Here is a 15,277-nt window from a genome sequence, read left to right as displayed (position 1 = left end):
GCGCCATGAGCTACCAGCCCACCCCCGAGGACAGGTTCACCTTCGGCCTGTGGACCGTCGGCTGGCAGGGAAGGGACCCGTTCGGTGACGCCACCCGCCCCGCCCTCGACCCGGTCGAGACGGTGCAGCGTCTGGCGGAACTCGGTGCCCACGGAGTGACCTTCCACGACGACGACCTGATCCCCTTCGGTTCTTCGGACACCGAGCGGGAGTCGCACATCAAGCGGTTCCGGCAGGCTCTGGACGCCACCGGCATGACCGTCCCGATGGCCACCACGAACCTCTTCACGCACCCCGTCTTCAAGGACGGCGCGTTCACCGCCAACGACCGCGACGTGCGGCGTTACGCGCTCCGCAAGACCATCCGCAACATCGACCTGGCGGCCGAGCTGGGCGCGAAGACGTACGTCGCCTGGGGTGGCCGCGAGGGCGCCGAGTCCGGGGCCGCCAAGGACGTGCGTGTCGCCCTGGACCGCATGAAGGAAGCCTTCGACCTGCTCGGCGAGTACGTCACCGCGCAGGGCTACGACCTCCGCTTCGCGATCGAGCCCAAGCCGAACGAGCCCCGCGGCGACATCCTGCTGCCCACCGTCGGCCACGCGCTGGCCTTCATCGAGCGCCTGGAGCGGCCCGAGCTGTACGGCGTCAACCCGGAGGTCGGCCACGAGCAGATGGCCGGCCTGAACTTCCCGCACGGCATCGCGCAGGCCCTGTGGGCGGGCAAGCTCTTCCACATCGACCTCAACGGCCAGTCCGGCATCAAGTACGACCAGGACCTGCGGTTCGGCGCCGGTGACCTGCGGGCCGCCTTCTGGCTGGTCGACCTCCTGGAGAGCGCCGGTTACGAAGGACCCCGCCACTTCGACTTCAAGCCGCCGCGGACCGAGGACATCGACGGCGTGTGGGCGTCGGCCGCGGGCTGCATGCGCAACTACCTCATCCTGAAGGAGCGCGCGGCCGCCTTCCGCGCCGACCCGGAGGTGCAGGAGGCGCTGCGCGCGTCGCGGCTGGACGAGCTGGCCCAGCCGACCGCGGCCGACGGCGTCCAGGAGCTGCTCGCCGACCGTACGGCCTTCGAAGAGTTCGACGTGGACGCGGTCGCCGCGCGCGGCATGGCCTTCGAGCGGCTCGACCAGCTGGCGATGGACCACCTGCTGGGGGCGCGGGGCTGACGCCCGCGCGCCTACCGGCGACCGCCCCGGCCAAAGGGGCGGTCGCCGTCCGGCGGGCCGTCCGCGACACCGCTAACGGCCCGCGCCCGTCACAGCTTCCCGGGCAGGCGCACGTACACCACCGTCGTCTCGACACCGCTGTCGACCAGGCGGCCCCGGGCGTCGAACGCGCCCTCGCCGTCGGTCATCCCGAAGTCGTTGTCGTTGACGAGCGCGAGCGTGTCGTGGTCCACGCGCGCGATGCCCTCGATCTTCCCGGGGACCCCCGCGACCGTCCCCAGGTCCACCACGAGCCGCTTGGACAGCACCGGCACGCCCGCGGACGCCGGATCGCCGAGCTGCTCCAGCGACGGGGACGTGGTGTCGTCGTCCCACGGGCCGCCCAGGATGCCGGCCCCGCGTCCGAGCCCGACCAGGTACAGGCGGGCCGCCTTGTCCGTGCGCTCTTCGACGAGCAGCCGGTCGCGGCCGACCGCCACCACCGACGAGATCTTCAGCTCCGAGGTGTCGTCCTCGCCCGGGTCGACCACGCCGACCGGGTCGAAGCGGTAGGCGTACTCGGCCGTGACGGCCTTCCGGCTCGGCGAGAAGCGCAGCAGACGGGTGGTGCGCGAGGCGTCGCCGGCGTCCGCGTCCGGCAGCGAGAGCGGGCTCTGCAGGGCCAGCACCAGGTCACCGCCGGGAAGCTGCGCCAGCCCCTCGAACCCGCGGTTCGACTTGCGGTGCAGCAGGACCGACGGAAGTGCCTCCACCACCGGGTAGTCCGTCCCGGTCAGCGCGAGGCCCTCGGGTACGTAGCGGGTGAGCACCTTCCCGCGCGCGGAGACGTGCACGAGGGACGGCCCGTACTCGTCCACGAGCCAGAAACTGCCGTCCCCGGCCCGGACGACGCCCTCGGTGTCCAGGCCGTTCGGGTCGTAGGGGAGCGGCGTCCTCGCGTCGTAGGTGTACGGCGCCTCGTCCCGGCCCCGCTGGTCGGGCAGCCCGGTGACGGCCTTCCCCGAAGAGGTGGTGATCGGTAGCGCGTCGACGACCCTGACGGTGTCCCCGGAGACCCGGATCCGCACGATCGCCGGGTCGAAACCCGGTACGGGGAAGGTGCGGCGCTTCTTGCCGTCCACCTTGATCTGGCCGTTGGGCCCGCGGTCGGTCACGGTCCAGTACTCGCCCTTGCGGTCCGCCGGATAGATGTCGCTGCCGATGCCGCCGAGCTTCACCCCGTGGTCGTCGGCCACGCTTCCGGGCAGCAGCGCGTTGCTGAACGCGCCGAGCGGGATCTCGCCGAGCGTCGCCGTGCGGACGACGCGGGCCTCCTTGGCCGGCGCCGCCGCAGCCGTCCCCGCGGCCACGAGGACGGCGGTCAGGACCAGCGGCAGGCCCCTGGCGACGGAACGGCGGACGCGGCGCCGGCCTGCGGCAGTCGGGGACATGGGACCTCCTGGGAACAAGATTGCTGACCGCGGCCACGATTGGGCTCTCGGAGGAACCCCGTGCGACCGGGAGGTGAACGACCGGCGTCCGCAGCTCGTCGGGACGAGTCGGCGTGCTCCCTGCACGCTCTGAGGCGTGGCGGTCGGGCTGCTCCCGCTGCTGTGGCTGCCCTGGTGGGCGGCGTTCCTGATCGTGATCGGCGTGCCGGTGGTCGCGTACCTCGCCCTGGACCCCTCGCACCGGCGCGGACTCCGCCGGATCGCCCGCAGGGAACTCGGCCGCTGAGTCCCCCGGGCACCAGGCGGAGGCCGGGCGAAGGAGCTTGGGCCGGCCAGGGAACGCGCTCCCGCCATGCGGGGGTGCGGCCCGAGGGAGCCAGGAGGGGCCGTACCCGTCCGAGCTCTACAGCGGACGTACGGCGATCTTGTCGAGCGCCTCCAGCAGGCCCGGCAACTCGGGGCCCCGGCCCACCGGCAGGACCTCGCCGGGCTCGTCGTCGAGCAGGAGGAACGCCATGTCGTCGGTGCGGGCCACGAGCGACCAGCCGGGGCCGTCGGCGCGCAGCGTACGGGCGTCGCCCGGGGCGAAGGACGAGCGCACCCTGCCCAGCGGCGGCGGGGAGTCGACGTAGGCCCGCGCCTCCGCGAGCGCCCGGCGGACACCCGGGTGGCCACCGCTCCCGGGGCTCCCCCCGTCCTGCCGCGCGGACTGTGCGGGCTTCGTCCGCTCGCCGGGCGCGGGCAGGTCGGCGTCGTCGATCTGCCCCCGCCAGACGGCCCACTGCAGCGCGATCTCGTCGGCGCCCAGACGGCGCTGGGCCGGCCCCCAGGCGCCGGTGTCCGGCGGGCTCAGCGCCGGCCGGTCCGCCGCCCCGGCCGGGGGGTCGTGCGGGGCGGGCACCCCGGGCGCGGCGACGGCGACGGCCAGCGGCCATCCCGGCAGGGCGGTCACGACCGCGCGCTCGTCCGGGGACAGCTCGTATTCCATGCCGCAGTCCCAGGACGCGATCGCCACGGCGACCAGTGACACGTCGTCGATGACGACCGTCCAGCGAGCGCCGTGCCCGTCCTGTCCCAGCACCAGGCCGTACCCGTCGGCGAGCGGAGGCAGACCCAGCGCCGCACACGCCTGCGGGTAGTCGTCGCCGAGCACGCTCGGGAACTGCGCCGGCGTCAGCAGTACCGCGGTCAGCACGTACAACGCGTCGTCCGCGGCGGCGACGGCCATCTCGTCCGTCCCGGCCATCCCAGCCTCCCCAGTGGTTCGTCCGTCGGCGCGCACCCTAGTGCGAGCGGAAGCCGGTTGTCACGGCTCCGGACACCGCACGGAGCTGCAGGTTTCCGCCTGGACAGGGGCGAAACGACCACGTGCGCACAAGGAGGTTCCGGTCAGTTCGCGGGCAGACCGAGGAGATCCCGGGCCACCGCGCCAGGCGACTCGTCACGCTCCCGGGCCAGCGCGACCACCGCCCGGCAGGCCAGTTCGCTCACCCCGAAGGACAGTGCCTCCGGCGACACCCAGGCCGCCGCCTCCTCGGCCCGGTCCTCGTCGTCCTCCACCCGGGCGGCCACATAGACGGCCGCCGCCTCGAACAGATTGTGCGCGCGCTTCTGAGGGACGCCCGCCGGCCGCGGTCGCGCGGGCGCGCGGAACCTGCCGGTGTACCTGCGGATCGCGTCGAACACGTGGACCACCCTCTCCCCGAACGAGTCAGGCCTGATCGCCCATCTGGTGCTTCACAACGTAGAGTTGGAGTTCCGGCGGCAGAAGGGGGCGACGCGGTGAAGCGGTTCGAACAACTGGGGCGGATCCGCCGGCTGGACCCGGTGGCGGACGCCCTGGAGATCCACCGGATCAGTGTCACCCTGGAGTTCCCCTGGGACTACACGCGGGCCCTGGAACTGGCGCTGTACCGCACCTACGCGGTACCGAGCATCGGCCGCCTGCTCGCACGGACGGCGGAGCTGACCGAGCGCACACAGAAGCGCTACGACGACACGGCGCTCCTCCTCGACACCGTCATGGAGCACGGTTTCGCCGCGGAGCAGGGGCGTACGGCGATCCGCCGCATCAACCAGATGCACCGCAGCTACGACATCAGCGACGACGACATGCGGTACGTGCTGAGCACGTTCGTGGTGGTACCCAGGCGGTGGATCGACACCTACGGCTGGCGGCGGCTGTCCCGGCACGAGATCATCGCCGGCACCGAGTACTACCGCACCCTCGGCCGGCACATGGGCATCCCGGACATCCCCCGGACCTACGAGGAGTTCGAAGCCCTCCTCGACTCCTATGAAGAGGCCCACTTCGGCTGGGACGAGGAGGCCCGGCGCGTCTCCGACGCCACGCTCGGCCTGATGGCCTCCTGGTACCCCCGTCCGATGGCCCCGCTGCTGCGCACGGCGACCCTCGCCCTGCTCGACGAGCCGCTGCTGCGCGCCTTCCGCTATCCCCGGCCCGGCCCGACGGCCACCGCGCTGGTGCGCCGGGCCGTACGGACGCGCGGCCGGCTGGTCCGGCTGCTGCCGCCGCGCCGCGAGCCGCACTTCGCGCGTCAGAACCGGGAGATCAAGGGCTACCCCGACGGCTACCGCGTGGCCGACCTGGGCACCCGCCCGGTCCCCGGGCTGCGCGGCTGCCCGGTGCGGCACCGGGACACCTCAGCGGCCGACCCCGTCGAGTGATGCCAGGGTGTCGCGCAGCCAGGCCAACTCGGCCCGGCTCGTGGCCCGCGCGATGGTGAGGACACCCCGGCGGAAGGGGTCGTCCAGTTCTTCGGCGCTCAGCGGCCGGTCGCCGTCGTAGAAGAAGCTCGCCGGCTCCTCCAGGAAGGCCAGCCGGCGTCGCAGCACGGCCGCCTGCGCTGCGGGGTCCGCCAGGTGCCGCAGGAACGCGAGCAGTGTGAACCAATGGTTCTCGTCGGTGATCTCCCGCTGTGCGGGCTCGGCGAGCCGGCGCTTCAGCTCGTGCCCGCCTTCCTCGGTCAGCCTCAGCACATGGCGCGGCGCGGCGACGGCACCGGGCTCGGTGGACCGTGCCAGCAGGCCCGCTTTTTCCAGCCGCTTGATGGCGGGGTACAAGGTGCTCTCGGCGACCGGGCGCACGTGCCCGGTGAGCGCGGCGATCTGACGGCGCAGCACGTACCCGTGCAGCGGCGCGTCGTACAGGAATCCCAGGATGGCGAGTTCGAGCATGACCGCATTCTCTCCCAGGGGTACATCGCCACACCAATACCGCCTTGACACTATACCTCGATATCGAGGTATCGTGCGGTGTCGTCGAAACAGAGGAGGGGTACATGCGGCAGGCCGCGTTCGACAGCAGGGGGAGCCACGTCCGGTGGACCGAGGTGCCCGGAGCCGAGCCCGCCCGGGTGTATCTGCACGGGCTCGGATCGATGTCCGCCGTCTACCACGCCCACGTCGCGGCCCGCCCCGAACTCGCGGGCAGGCGCGGCCTGTTCGTCGACCTTCCGGGCCACGGCACGAGCGACCGGCCCCAGGACTTCGGATACACCCTGGACGGTCATGCCCACGCTGTCGCGGTCGCACTGGACGCGGCCGGGGTCACGGGCGCCGAACTGATCGCGCACAGCATGGGCGGCTCCGTGGCCGTCGTCCTCGCCCACCGGCGGCCCGACCTCGTCTCCCGGCTGGTGCTGACCGAGGCCAATCTGGACGCCCTTCCGCCGTCGAGCGCCGCCAGCGGCACGATCGCCGCCTACGAAGAGGAGGAGTTCGTCGAGAAGGGGTACGCGCGCGTGCTCGACGCCGTCGGCCCGCTGTGGGCGGCCACCATGCGGCTGACCGACCCGCGCGCCCTGCACCGCAGCGCCGTCGGCCTGTGCCGGGGCTCCAGCCCCGTGATGCGTACGCTCCTTGAGGGGCTGACCGTCGACCGCGTCTTCCTCCAGGGCGAGCACAGTGGTGACATCACGGGGCGGCGGACTCTGGAAGCCGCCGGGGTGCGCGTGGTGACGGTCCCCGGCGCCGGGCACAACGTCATGTTCGACAACCCCGGCGCCTTCACGGCGGCCATCGCCGGAACGTCCTGATCCCGGCGAGGAGCGGTCAGTCCTCGCGCACGGCGAGCGCGAGGAAACGGGCGTCCTCGTCCACGTAGGACGTCATGCGCCAGCCCGCACCTGCCAGCAGTGGGCGGAGGTTGGCCTCGGCCCGCAGGTCGTCGGGTGTGATCCGGCGGCCCTGCCGCGCCGCCAGGGCCGCACGGCCGATCGGATGGAAGAGCGCGAGCGTACCGCCCCGCCGTACGCCACGGGCCAGTTCCCGCAGGTTGTCCACCGGATGCGGTAGGTGGGCGATCAGGCCGGCCGCGAACACGGCGTCCAGACAGCCCGACCGCAGCGGCAGCGCGGCGATGTCCGCGAGCAGCAGCCGCCCGTCGCGGTGCCGGCCGGCCCGCACGGCGGCCTGGAGCATCGCCGGGGTCAGATCGGCCCCAAGTACCACGCCCGAGGGGCCGACGGCGGCCCGCAGGGGCGGCAGGGCCCGCCCCGTGCCGCAGCCCGCGTCCAGGACGCGGTCCCCCTCGCGCAATCCGAGGTCGGCGACAGCTGCGGCGTAGGCAGGGCCGTCATCCGGGAACCGGTCGTCCCAGTCGGCGGCCCGGGCGGTGAAGAACTCCTGGACATGGGTGTGGTCGTTGCTCATGCTCCGCATGATTCCGCACCGCCACCCGGCCGCCGTCGGCGCCGTCACGGCCGTGACGGCAACCGCACGCTCCCGCGGATCAGGCCGCGAGGTCCCGTACCGCCACCACGTTGTCGACGGTGACGCGTACGAGGAGTTCGCCCGGTACGCCGTTGCGGGCGCCGTACTCCTCGGCCTGGTCCTCGCCCATGTAGCGGGCGGCGATCCGGGTGGCCCACTGACGGAGTTCGGCCAGATCGTCCGACAGTTCGGCCCGGCCGTTCAGCACCACGAAATGGAACGGCGGACGGTCGTCGTCCACGCACAGGGCGACCCGGCCGTCACGGGCCAGATTGCGCCCCTTCACGGTGTCCTTGCCGGTGGTGAGCACCAGCTCGTCCCCGTCCAGGACGAACCAGACCGGGGTCACATGCGGGCTCCCATCGGCGCGAACGGTGGACAGCTTGCCGGTGCGGGTGCCGTCGGAGACGAACGCCCGCCATTCCTCATCGGTCATCTTCTCTGCCATGCGTCCATCCTGCTTGCCCGCACGCCGGTCCTGGGGAAGGCTGGCGGGGAGTTCCTCCAGCCAGGGGGAGACATCACACGGGGAGAGGGACATGGCGCAGAACCAGGGCCTCGGCTGGCTCCTGGACGATCTGACCGAGCGGGTGGACCACGTCCGCCACGCGCTGGTCCTGTCGAACGACGGGCTGGTCACCGCGGCGAGCACGGGCCTACGCCGCGAGGACGCCGAGCATCTGGCCGCCGTGGCGTCCGGACTGCACAGTCTGGCCAAGGGCTCGGGACGTCACTTCGGCGCGGGCAGGGTGCGCCAGACGATGATCGAGTACGACGATGCCGTGCTGTTCGTGACCGCGGCCGGCACCGGCAGCTGTCTGTGTCTGCTCAGCGGAGCGGAGGCGGACATCGGTCAGATCGCCTACGAGATGACCCTGCTCGTGAACCGGGTCGGCGAACACCTCGGCATCGATGCCAGGCAACCCGAGCGGACTCGCAAGGCGGGCGCTTGACCTGCGGGTTTTCTCGCCCCCGTGGAGTTATCCACAGGCTCGCCACGGTGCGCGGTGAACCGGCTACGGTGTGTGCACGGCGAACGCACCGGGCGTGAGCCACGGACTCCACGGGGGAGTACGACCATGTCGGCCAGCCTTTCTGACCCCACCCGCACCCGCACCCGCACCAGCACCCGCACACCGGGCCATGCCGCCCGTGAACTGGGCCTCAAGCGCGGTGAGTTCGACCGCGCCGTGCAGCTCGGCTGCATCCTGACCGTGCCCGACGAGGGCGGGGGAGGCGGCCGGCGGGTGGAACGCGCGGAGATCGAGCGTCTCCGCGCCCAGGACGGATTCCCGGAGTCCCTCGTGAACCGGGTGCGGGTGGTCGGGACGGCGGAGGGGGCCGCACTCATGGACATCCCGGCCGGCAGGTTCACCCGGCTCGCCCGTCTGGGCCTGCTCGTGCCCGTCGCGTTCTACCTCAACCGCTACCGAGCCGTGGTCTGGCTCTACCTGGCGGAGGAGCTCCAGCAGTTCGCGACCGGCCCGGAGAACCGGCGCCTGCTGACGGGGCGTACGCCCGAGACACTGCGCGGCCAGCTGGCGACGGGAGTGGATCTGCGGGCGCGCAACTGGCGCGGACGCCAGCTGGGTTTCCTGCTCCGGCAGGCCGACGGCCCCTGGGCCCGGGCCGGGGCGGTGGCCGCGTTCCTCGCGCCGGTCGAGGTCGCCGACATCGTCAGGGACCCGTACGAGCGGGCGCACCTGAACGCGTCCCGGCCCCTGCCGCCCGGGCACGGTCTGCCGGGAACGCCCTCCGCGCACACCGCCGAGCAGATCATGACGGCCCAGGACGCGGACGAGATCGACTGGCTGCGCAGCGAGCTGACACGCGCGGTCGAGGAGGCCCGCGGCGCCGAACCCGCTCCGGGGCCGGCCGCCCGCCGTATCCCGCCCGCGATCCGTACGGCACCACGGCCCATCCCGCCGATGGCCCGCACCGTGACCGGCCCCGAACGAGCGACGACGAAACCCGCGGAGCCGACGACGCCGGCCTCGGAACCCGAAGCGACCGCCCCGGACCTGCCGTCGCGGCTCGCGGAGCAGGCCGCACGGCATTCCGGGCAGTCGTCCAGGCTTCCGGAGTCTGCCGGGCCGCGGGCCGGACTGCCGGTGCGGCGCACCGGGTCGCGCGGGCCGGGCGCCGGGCCGCTGCTGCGGCCGCCGGCGCCGATGGCCCGCGGAGGCCGGGGACCGACGGTTCCGGCACGGCCCGCTGCGCAGCGGGCGCCCCGCGGCCTGCGAGCCTGGCTCCAGCGGAGAAGCCCGCGACGCAGCGGGCCCGCGCGGGTCTGACACCCGGAGGCGGGCCCGGTAGCCGGCCTACAGCGACCGGAAGAGACCCTCCTGGACGACCGAGACGAGCAGCCGTCCCTCCAGGTCGTAGATGCGCCCGCGGGCCAGCCCGCGTCCGCCTATGGCGATCGGGGACTCCTGGTCGTAAAGGAACCACTCGTCCGCGCGGAAGGGCCGGTGGAACCACATGGCGTGGTCAAGCGAGGCCAGGTCGAAGTTGCGCGGCCCCCACAGCGGCTCCACCGGGATGCGGACCGCGTCCAGAAGGGTCATGTCACTGGCGTAGGTCAGCGCGCAGGTGTGCACCAAGGGGTCGTCGCCCAGCGGTCCCACCGCGCGCATCCACACGGCGCTCCGCGGCTCGGCCCCCTGGATCTCCTCCGCGTGCCAGCGCAGCCGGTCGACATAGCGGATGTCGAAGGGCTGGCGGCGTGCCATCCGCTCCAACTGCTCCGGCAGCGTGCCCAGATGCTTGCGGATCTCCTCCGAGACCGTCGGCAGCGTCTCCGGGTGCGGCACCTCGCGGGCCGGCGGCAGCTGGTGCTCGAAAGGCCCTTCCTCAGGCTTGTGAAAGGAGGCGGTGAGATTGAAGATCGTGCGGCCCTGCTGTACGGCCGTGACCCGGCGCGTCGTGAAGGAACGCCCGTCGCGGACCCGCTCCACCTGGTACACGATCGGCACGCCCGGCCGTCCCGGGCGCAGGAAGTACGCGTGCAGCGAGTGCACCGGGCGGTCGCCTTCCGTGGTGCGGCCGGCGGCGACCAGCGCCTGGCCGGCCACCTGGCCGCCGAAGACCCGCTGGAGGGACTCCTGCGGGCTGCGACCACGGAAGATGTTGACCTCTATCTGCTCCAGGTCGAGCAGGTCGACCAGACTCTCGGCCGGATTCGTCATCGATGGGTTTCTCCTTGGCTTGCCCCTGGCCGTGAACGGCTCACAGCTGGCCGACGTCGGTGACACGGACGATCGCACGGCCCTCGGCGTCGGAGGCCGCGAGGTCGACCTCCGCGCTGATGCCCCAGTCGTGGTCGCCGCCCGGGTCGTCGAAGATCTGGCGGACGCGCCAGAGGCCGTTCTCCGGTTCCTCCTTGATGACGAGGAGCTTGGGGCCGCGGGCGTCGGGCCCGGTGCCGAGGTCGTCGTACTCGTCCCAGTACTTGTCCATCGCCGCGCCCCAGGCGTCGGCGTCCCAGCCGGACTCGGCGTCCAGCTCGCCCAGCTCCTCGACCTGGTCCAGGGCGGCCAGCTCCACACGGCGGAACATGGCGTTGCGGACGAGGACGCGGAAGGCGCGGGCGTTGGTCGTGACCGGCTTGACCTCGTCGGCCTTCTCCTGGGCCTCCTCGGCGGTCATCTCCTCCGGGTTGGCGAGCTGCTCCCACTCGTCCAGCAGGCTGGAGTCCACCTGGCGCACCATCTCGCCCAGCCACTCGATCAGGTCCTGCAGGTCCTCGGACTTCAGGTCGTCCGGGATGGTGTGGTCCAGCGTCTTGTAGGCGCTCGCCAGGTAGCGCAGCACGATGCCCTCGGTGCGGGCCAGTTCGTAGAAGGACACCAGTTCCGTGAAGGACAGGGCCCGCTCGTACATGTCGCGGACCACCGACTTCGGCGACAGCGGGTGGTCGCCGACCCAGGGGTGGCTCTTGCGGTAGGTGTTGTAGGCGTGGAAGAGCAGTTCCTCCAGCGGCTTCGGGTACGTGATGTCCTGGAGGCGCTCCATGCGCTCCTCGTACTCGACGCCGTCCGCCTTCATCGCGGCCACCGCCTCGCCGCGCGCCTTGTTCTGCTGGGCGACGAGGATCTGCCGCGGATCGTCCAGGGTCGACTCGACCACGGAGACCATGTCCAGGGCGTAGGACGGCGACTCGGGGTCGAGGAGTTCGAACGCGGCCAGCGCGAACGTGGACAGCGGCTGGTTCAGCGCGAAGTCCTGCTGGAGGTCGACCGTGAGCCGGACGATGCGGCCCTCGGCGTCGGGCTTGTCCAGCTTCTCCACGATCCCGCCGTCGAGCAGCGAGCGGTAGATCGCGATGGCCCGGCGGATGTGCCGCAGCTGCTGCTTGCGCGGCTCGTGGTTGTCCTCCAGGAGGTGGCGCATCGCCTCGAACGCGTTGCCCGGCCGGGCGATCACCGACAGCAGCATCGTGTGCGTCACCCGGAAGCGCGAGGACAGCGGCTCCGGTTCCGACTCGATCAGCTTCTGGAAGGTGTTCTCCGTCCAGCCGACAAAGCCCTCGGGCGCCTTCTTGCGCACCACCTTGCGCCGCTTCTTCGGGTCGTCGCCCGCCTTCGCCAGCGCCTTCTCGTTCTCGATGACGTGCTCCGGCGCCTGCGCGACCACCAGCCCCGCGGTGTCGAAACCGGCCCGCCCGGCCCGGCCCGCGATCTGGTGGAACTCCCGGGCCCGCAGGGTGCGCACCCGGCTGCCGTCGTACTTGGTCAGCGCCGTGAACAGCACCGTGCGGATGGGCACGTTGACGCCCACACCGAGCGTGTCGGTGCCGCAGATGACCTTCAGCAGTCCGGCCTGGGCGAGTTTCTCCACCAGACGGCGGTACTTGGGCAGCATGCCGGCGTGATGGACGCCGATGCCGTGCCGCACGTAACGGGAGAGGTTGCGGCCGAACTTGGTGGTGAAGCGGAAGTTGCCGATCAGCTCGGCGATCTGGTCCTTCTCCTCGCGCGAGCACATGTTGATGCTCATCAGGGCCTGCGCCCGCTCCACGGCCTGCGCCTGCGTGAAGTGGACGATGTACACCGGAGCCTGCTTGCTCTCCAGCAGGTCGGTGAGCGTCTCGGTGAGCGGGGTCAGCTTGTACTCGTAGGACAAGGGCACCGGGCGGGTCGCCGAGCGGACCACCGAAGTGGGGCGGCCGGTACGGCGGGCGAGATCCTTCTCGAAGAAGGACACATCGCCCAGAGTGGCGGACATCAGGATGAACTGCGCCTGGGGGAGTTCCAGCAGCGGGATCTGCCAGGCCCACCCTCGGTCGCCCTCGGCGTAGAAGTGGAACTCGTCCATGACGACCTGGCCGACATCCGCGTTCCTGCCGTCGCGCAGCGCGATCGACGCCAGCACCTCGGCGGTGCAGCAGATGACGGGCGCGTCGGCGTTCACGGAGGCGTCACCGGTGAGCATGCCCACGTTCTCGGTGCCGAAGAGCTTGCACAGCTCGAAGAACTTCTCCGACACCAGGGCCTTGATCGGCGCCGTGTAGAAGGTGACCTCGTCCCGGGCCAGCGCGGCGAAGTGGGCGCCCGCGGCGATCATGCTCTTGCCGGAGCCGGTGGGCGTCGACACGATCACGTTCGCCCCGGAGACCACCTCGATCAGCGCCTCCTCCTGGTGGGGATAGAGGGTGAGACCGCGCTCCTGAGCCCAGGACTCGAAGGCTTCGTACAGGGCGTCGGGGTCGGCGGTCGGCGGCAGGCGATCGATGAGGGTCACGCCCCCATCTTGCCTGGCCCACCGCCCGAGCGGGGAATCGGCTGCGAGAACCAAGATCACGGAAGCTACGCTGTGTCACCGGCGAGGCGTCGGCGCACCGGGTCAACTGGACAGCGGCACACGAGGAATGGGGCGGGAAGCGGCCATGATGGGACCAGCACACTCACTGTCGGGGGCCGCGGCCTGGCTGGGCGTGGGAGCCGCCACGGCGGCGGCCGGGCATCCGATGCCGTGGCCGGTCCTCCTCTGCGGCGCCCTGATCTGCGCCGGCGCCGCGCTCGCCCCGGACCTCGACCACAAGGCGGCCACCATCTCGCGGTCCTTCGGGCCGATCTCCCGTGCGATCTGCGAGATCGTGGACAAACTGTCGTACGCCGTCTACAAGGCGACCAGGAAGCAGGGCGACCCGCGTCGCTCCGGGGGGCACCGCACGCTGACGCACACCTGGGTGTGGGCGGTCCTGATCGGCGCCGGATGCTCCGCCGTGGCGGTCGTCGGGGACCGCTGGGGAGTGCTGGCGATCCTCTTCGTGCACATGGTGCTCGCGATCGAAGGGCTGCTGTGGCGGGCGGCGCGCGGCTCCAGCAGCGATGTCCTGGTCTGGCTGCTGGCGGCGACCAGCGCGTGGATCCTGGCGGGAGTGCTGGACAAGCCGGGCCATGGTGCCGACTGGCTGTTCACCGCGCCGGGGCAGGAGTACGTGTGGCTGGGGCTGCCGATCGTGCTGGGCGCGCTGGTGCACGACATCGGGGACGCCCTGACCGTGTCCGGCTGCCCGATCCTGTGGCCCATTCCGGTGGGCCGCAAGCGCTGGTACCCGCTGGGACCGCCGAAGGCGATGCGGTTCCGGGCGGGCAGCTGGGTCGAGCTGAAGGTGCTCATGCCGGTGTTCATGCTGCTCGGGGGAGTGGGCTGTGCGGCGGCCCTCAACGTGATCTGACCGAGCCGGCGGCACCGGTCGGCGGCCGGACGGGGCCGGTAGCGGATGGTGATCCGGCGGGGCGGTCCGGGTCAGGTCGGCTCGCCCGCGTCCGCCGTGCCGTAGCGGCGCTCGAAGCGGGCGATGCGGCCCTCGGTGTCGACCGTACGGGCCTTGCCCGTGTAGAAGGGGTGGCTCTCCGAGGAGATCTCCACGTCGATCACCGGGTAGGTCCGGCCGTCGTCCCACTCGATGGTCTGCTCGCTCTGTGCGGTGGACCCGGTCAGGAAGGCGTATCCGGCGGCGCGGTCGCGGAAGACCACGGGGTGGTAGTCGGGGTGCTTGTCCTGCTGCATTGCGGCTCCTCGGTACGGGAGGACGGGACGGAGGCGTCCGGACGGTCCGGTTCAGCCGGGGAGGGAGTCCTCGTCGACGATGTGCACCGCGGCCTCCTCGGCGGAGGCGGCGGCCCCGTCGATGCCGACGTCGGTGGCGACGAGCGCGGCCTCCTCGTCCTCGTGCACGCCCTCGTCGGGCGCCACCAGCCGGCCGGACCGGAAGTTGCCGACCTCATTGTCGAGGGGTTCCCCGTCGGTGCCCGCGCAGTCCCCGATGCCGTCGCTGTCGGGCGCGGACAGATCGGGCAGCTCCTCGGCGAGGCGCTGGTCGAGGGTCTCGCCCGCCTGGCGTTCGGCAGCGGTCACGCCGATGTGTTCGACCGCCCACGGCCGCTCGGGAGGGGACCAGCCGCGGTCGAGGGGGTCGTCGACACCGTCGAAGTCCAGTGTGTCCTCGACGTCGAGCACCCCCGAGTCCTCCCGGATCTCCGAGGGATCGGGCTGGTAGACGTCGTCCCCCCAGCCGTCGGCGCTGTCCACGACTACCTCCAGTGGGTGAGGACGGCCGGATGCCGCCCCAGCGGGCGGTGGGCCGTCGGCACGCGCGGCACGGGCGTCGCACACCGCGAACCGGCTGGTCCCCGGGTGCGCCCCGAGCCGCTGCCGCTTTCCAGCCTTCCACCCCGAATCGGCACCGCGCAACGGCACGGGTCCGGGCACGAGCGCGCACCCGCGTGGCGGAACCGGACGCGGCAGTCCGGGCGCCGGAGCGCGCCAGGGGGAAGGCCGCGCGGCCCGGCTTCCACCGGGGCGGGCCCTGCCCCTGCCGTCACCGACTGCGCTCCCGCACCCGCCCCCGTCCTCAAGCGGTCGGTTGCCGCCGGCACCGTCGGCGGCCCCGCCCCCGGCCTCGCGGGGGCGGGGTCCGCCCGGACCCGCGCC

16 protein-coding genes and 1 pseudogene are annotated in these 15,277 nt (G+C 72.2%); 7 read left to right on the top strand and 10 right to left on the bottom strand.

Features of this window, described 5'->3' with window-relative positions:
- Positions 1-5 precede the first annotated feature (5 nt).
- Positions 6-1,172 carry a xylose isomerase gene (xylA, locus tag ACZ63H_RS04115; protein ID WP_469861941.1) on the top strand — a complete coding sequence of 389 codons (1,167 nt, stop codon included), beginning with the start codon at positions 6-8 and terminating at the stop codon, positions 1,170-1,172.
- Positions 1,173-1,261: 89 nt separating this feature from the next.
- On the opposite strand, the gene ACZ63H_RS04110 is transcribed toward xylA, so the two are convergent.
- Positions 1,262-2,602, bottom strand: coding sequence for an esterase-like activity of phytase family protein (locus tag ACZ63H_RS04110; protein ID WP_469861939.1), 1,341 nt, complete (start codon positions 2,600-2,602; stop codon positions 1,262-1,264).
- Between the two features lie 136 nt (positions 2,603-2,738).
- Between ACZ63H_RS04110 and ACZ63H_RS04105 the strand changes: the two genes are divergently transcribed.
- A complete protein-coding gene (locus ACZ63H_RS04105; protein WP_469861937.1) occupies positions 2,739-2,888 on the top strand; it encodes a hypothetical protein in 150 nt (49 codons plus the stop codon).
- A gap of 117 nt (positions 2,889-3,005) precedes the next feature.
- Here the strand turns inward: ACZ63H_RS04105 and ACZ63H_RS04100 are convergent, their stop codons facing one another.
- Together ACZ63H_RS04100 and ACZ63H_RS04095 are read right to left on the bottom strand one after the other, a co-directional pair.
- Entirely contained in the window at positions 3,006-3,848 is an 843-nt protein-coding gene (locus tag ACZ63H_RS04100) for a hypothetical protein (RefSeq protein WP_469861935.1), read from the bottom strand.
- Between the two features lie 143 nt (positions 3,849-3,991).
- Positions 3,992-4,288, bottom strand: coding sequence for a hypothetical protein (locus tag ACZ63H_RS04095; RefSeq protein ID WP_469861933.1), 297 nt, complete (start codon positions 4,286-4,288; stop codon positions 3,992-3,994).
- A 96-nt stretch (positions 4,289-4,384) separates the two neighbouring features.
- On the opposite strand from ACZ63H_RS04095, the gene ACZ63H_RS04090 reads away from it, so the two are divergent.
- Positions 4,385-5,290 (top strand): oxygenase MpaB family protein, encoded by a 906-nt coding sequence (locus ACZ63H_RS04090; RefSeq protein ID WP_469861931.1) that lies wholly within the window; start codon positions 4,385-4,387, stop codon positions 5,288-5,290.
- On the opposite strand, the gene ACZ63H_RS04085 is transcribed toward ACZ63H_RS04090, so the two are convergent.
- Complete coding sequence (locus tag ACZ63H_RS04085) at positions 5,267-5,800, bottom strand: PadR family transcriptional regulator (protein WP_469861929.1); 534 nt, start codon at positions 5,798-5,800, stop codon at positions 5,267-5,269. The two genes, ACZ63H_RS04090 and ACZ63H_RS04085, sit on opposite strands and share 24 nt — an antisense overlap.
- A gap of 104 nt (positions 5,801-5,904) precedes the next feature.
- Between ACZ63H_RS04085 and ACZ63H_RS04080 the strand changes: the two genes are divergently transcribed.
- Positions 5,905-6,660, top strand: a complete 756-nt coding sequence (locus ACZ63H_RS04080) for an alpha/beta fold hydrolase (RefSeq protein ID WP_469861927.1) — start codon at positions 5,905-5,907, stop codon at positions 6,658-6,660.
- Between the two features lie 16 nt (positions 6,661-6,676).
- Here ACZ63H_RS04080 and ACZ63H_RS04075 read toward each other — a convergent pair whose 3' ends face one another.
- Both ACZ63H_RS04075 and ACZ63H_RS04070 read right to left on the bottom strand, forming a co-directional pair.
- Positions 6,677-7,276, bottom strand: a complete 600-nt coding sequence (locus ACZ63H_RS04075; RefSeq protein WP_469861925.1) for a class I SAM-dependent methyltransferase — start codon at positions 7,274-7,276, stop codon at positions 6,677-6,679.
- Positions 7,277-7,355: 79 nt separating this feature from the next.
- Positions 7,356-7,784 (bottom strand): PPOX class F420-dependent oxidoreductase, encoded by a 429-nt coding sequence (locus ACZ63H_RS04070; RefSeq protein WP_469861923.1) that lies wholly within the window; start codon positions 7,782-7,784, stop codon positions 7,356-7,358.
- 91 nt (positions 7,785-7,875) lie between these two features.
- Between ACZ63H_RS04070 and ACZ63H_RS04065 the strand changes: the two genes are divergently transcribed.
- Positions 7,876-8,289, top strand: coding sequence for a roadblock/LC7 domain-containing protein (locus tag ACZ63H_RS04065; protein WP_318204821.1), 414 nt, complete (start codon positions 7,876-7,878; stop codon positions 8,287-8,289).
- A gap of 126 nt (positions 8,290-8,415) precedes the next feature.
- Positions 8,416-9,399, top strand: a pseudogene (locus tag ACZ63H_RS04060) (DUF6397 family protein); the annotation flags it as partial.
- 258 nt (positions 9,400-9,657) lie between these two features.
- On the opposite strand, the gene ACZ63H_RS04055 reads toward ACZ63H_RS04060, so the two are convergent.
- Together ACZ63H_RS04055 and ACZ63H_RS04050 are read right to left on the bottom strand one after the other, a co-directional pair.
- A complete protein-coding gene (locus ACZ63H_RS04055) occupies positions 9,658-10,524 on the bottom strand; it encodes an acyl-CoA thioesterase (protein WP_469861921.1) in 867 nt (288 codons plus the stop codon).
- Positions 10,525-10,564: 40 nt separating this feature from the next.
- Positions 10,565-13,078, bottom strand: coding sequence for a DEAD/DEAH box helicase (locus ACZ63H_RS04050; RefSeq protein ID WP_469861919.1), 2,514 nt, complete (start codon positions 13,076-13,078; stop codon positions 10,565-10,567).
- 145 nt (positions 13,079-13,223) lie between these two features.
- Here ACZ63H_RS04050 and ACZ63H_RS04045 point away from each other — a divergent pair, with 145 nt between their 5' ends.
- Positions 13,224-14,018, top strand: coding sequence for a metal-dependent hydrolase (locus tag ACZ63H_RS04045; protein WP_469861917.1), 795 nt, complete (start codon positions 13,224-13,226; stop codon positions 14,016-14,018).
- 71 nt (positions 14,019-14,089) lie between these two features.
- Here ACZ63H_RS04045 and ACZ63H_RS04040 read toward each other — a convergent pair whose 3' ends face one another.
- On the bottom strand, positions 14,090-14,353 hold the full coding sequence (locus tag ACZ63H_RS04040) for a type B 50S ribosomal protein L31 (protein ID WP_469861915.1): 264 nt from the start codon (positions 14,351-14,353) through the stop codon (positions 14,090-14,092).
- Positions 14,354-14,404: 51 nt separating this feature from the next.
- Positions 14,405-14,875: a DUF5709 domain-containing protein gene (locus tag ACZ63H_RS04035; RefSeq protein WP_469861913.1), complete on the bottom strand. Its 471-nt coding sequence runs from the start codon at positions 14,873-14,875 to the stop codon at positions 14,405-14,407.
- Positions 14,876-15,277 lie beyond the last annotated feature (402 nt).

This window comes from Streptomyces sp. NPDC104831, assembly GCF_055583025.1.
The sequence above is the reverse complement of the archived record's forward strand: the minus strand, read 5'-3'. Positions and strand labels throughout refer to the sequence as shown.

Coding starts and splice junctions, on each gene's coding strand:
- xylA (WP_469861941.1), top strand. CDS start 6: ATGAGCTACCAGCCCACCCCCGAGGACAGGTTCACCTTCGGCCTGTGG.
- ACZ63H_RS04110 (WP_469861939.1), bottom strand. CDS start 2,602: ATGTCCCCGACTGCCGCAGGCCGGCGCCGCGTCCGCCGTTCCGTCGCC.
- ACZ63H_RS04100 (WP_469861935.1), bottom strand. CDS start 3,848: ATGGCCGGGACGGACGAGATGGCCGTCGCCGCCGCGGACGACGCGTTG.
- ACZ63H_RS04085 (WP_469861929.1), bottom strand. CDS start 5,800: ATGCTCGAACTCGCCATCCTGGGATTCCTGTACGACGCGCCGCTGCAC.
- ACZ63H_RS04080 (WP_469861927.1), top strand. CDS start 5,905: ATGCGGCAGGCCGCGTTCGACAGCAGGGGGAGCCACGTCCGGTGGACC.
- ACZ63H_RS04075 (WP_469861925.1), bottom strand. CDS start 7,276: ATGAGCAACGACCACACCCATGTCCAGGAGTTCTTCACCGCCCGGGCC.
- ACZ63H_RS04070 (WP_469861923.1), bottom strand. CDS start 7,784: ATGGCAGAGAAGATGACCGATGAGGAATGGCGGGCGTTCGTCTCCGAC.
- ACZ63H_RS04065 (WP_318204821.1), top strand. CDS start 7,876: ATGGCGCAGAACCAGGGCCTCGGCTGGCTCCTGGACGATCTGACCGAG.
- ACZ63H_RS04055 (WP_469861921.1), bottom strand. CDS start 10,524: ATGACGAATCCGGCCGAGAGTCTGGTCGACCTGCTCGACCTGGAGCAG.
- ACZ63H_RS04045 (WP_469861917.1), top strand. CDS start 13,224: ATGATGGGACCAGCACACTCACTGTCGGGGGCCGCGGCCTGGCTGGGC.
- ACZ63H_RS04040 (WP_469861915.1), bottom strand. CDS start 14,353: ATGCAGCAGGACAAGCACCCCGACTACCACCCCGTGGTCTTCCGCGAC.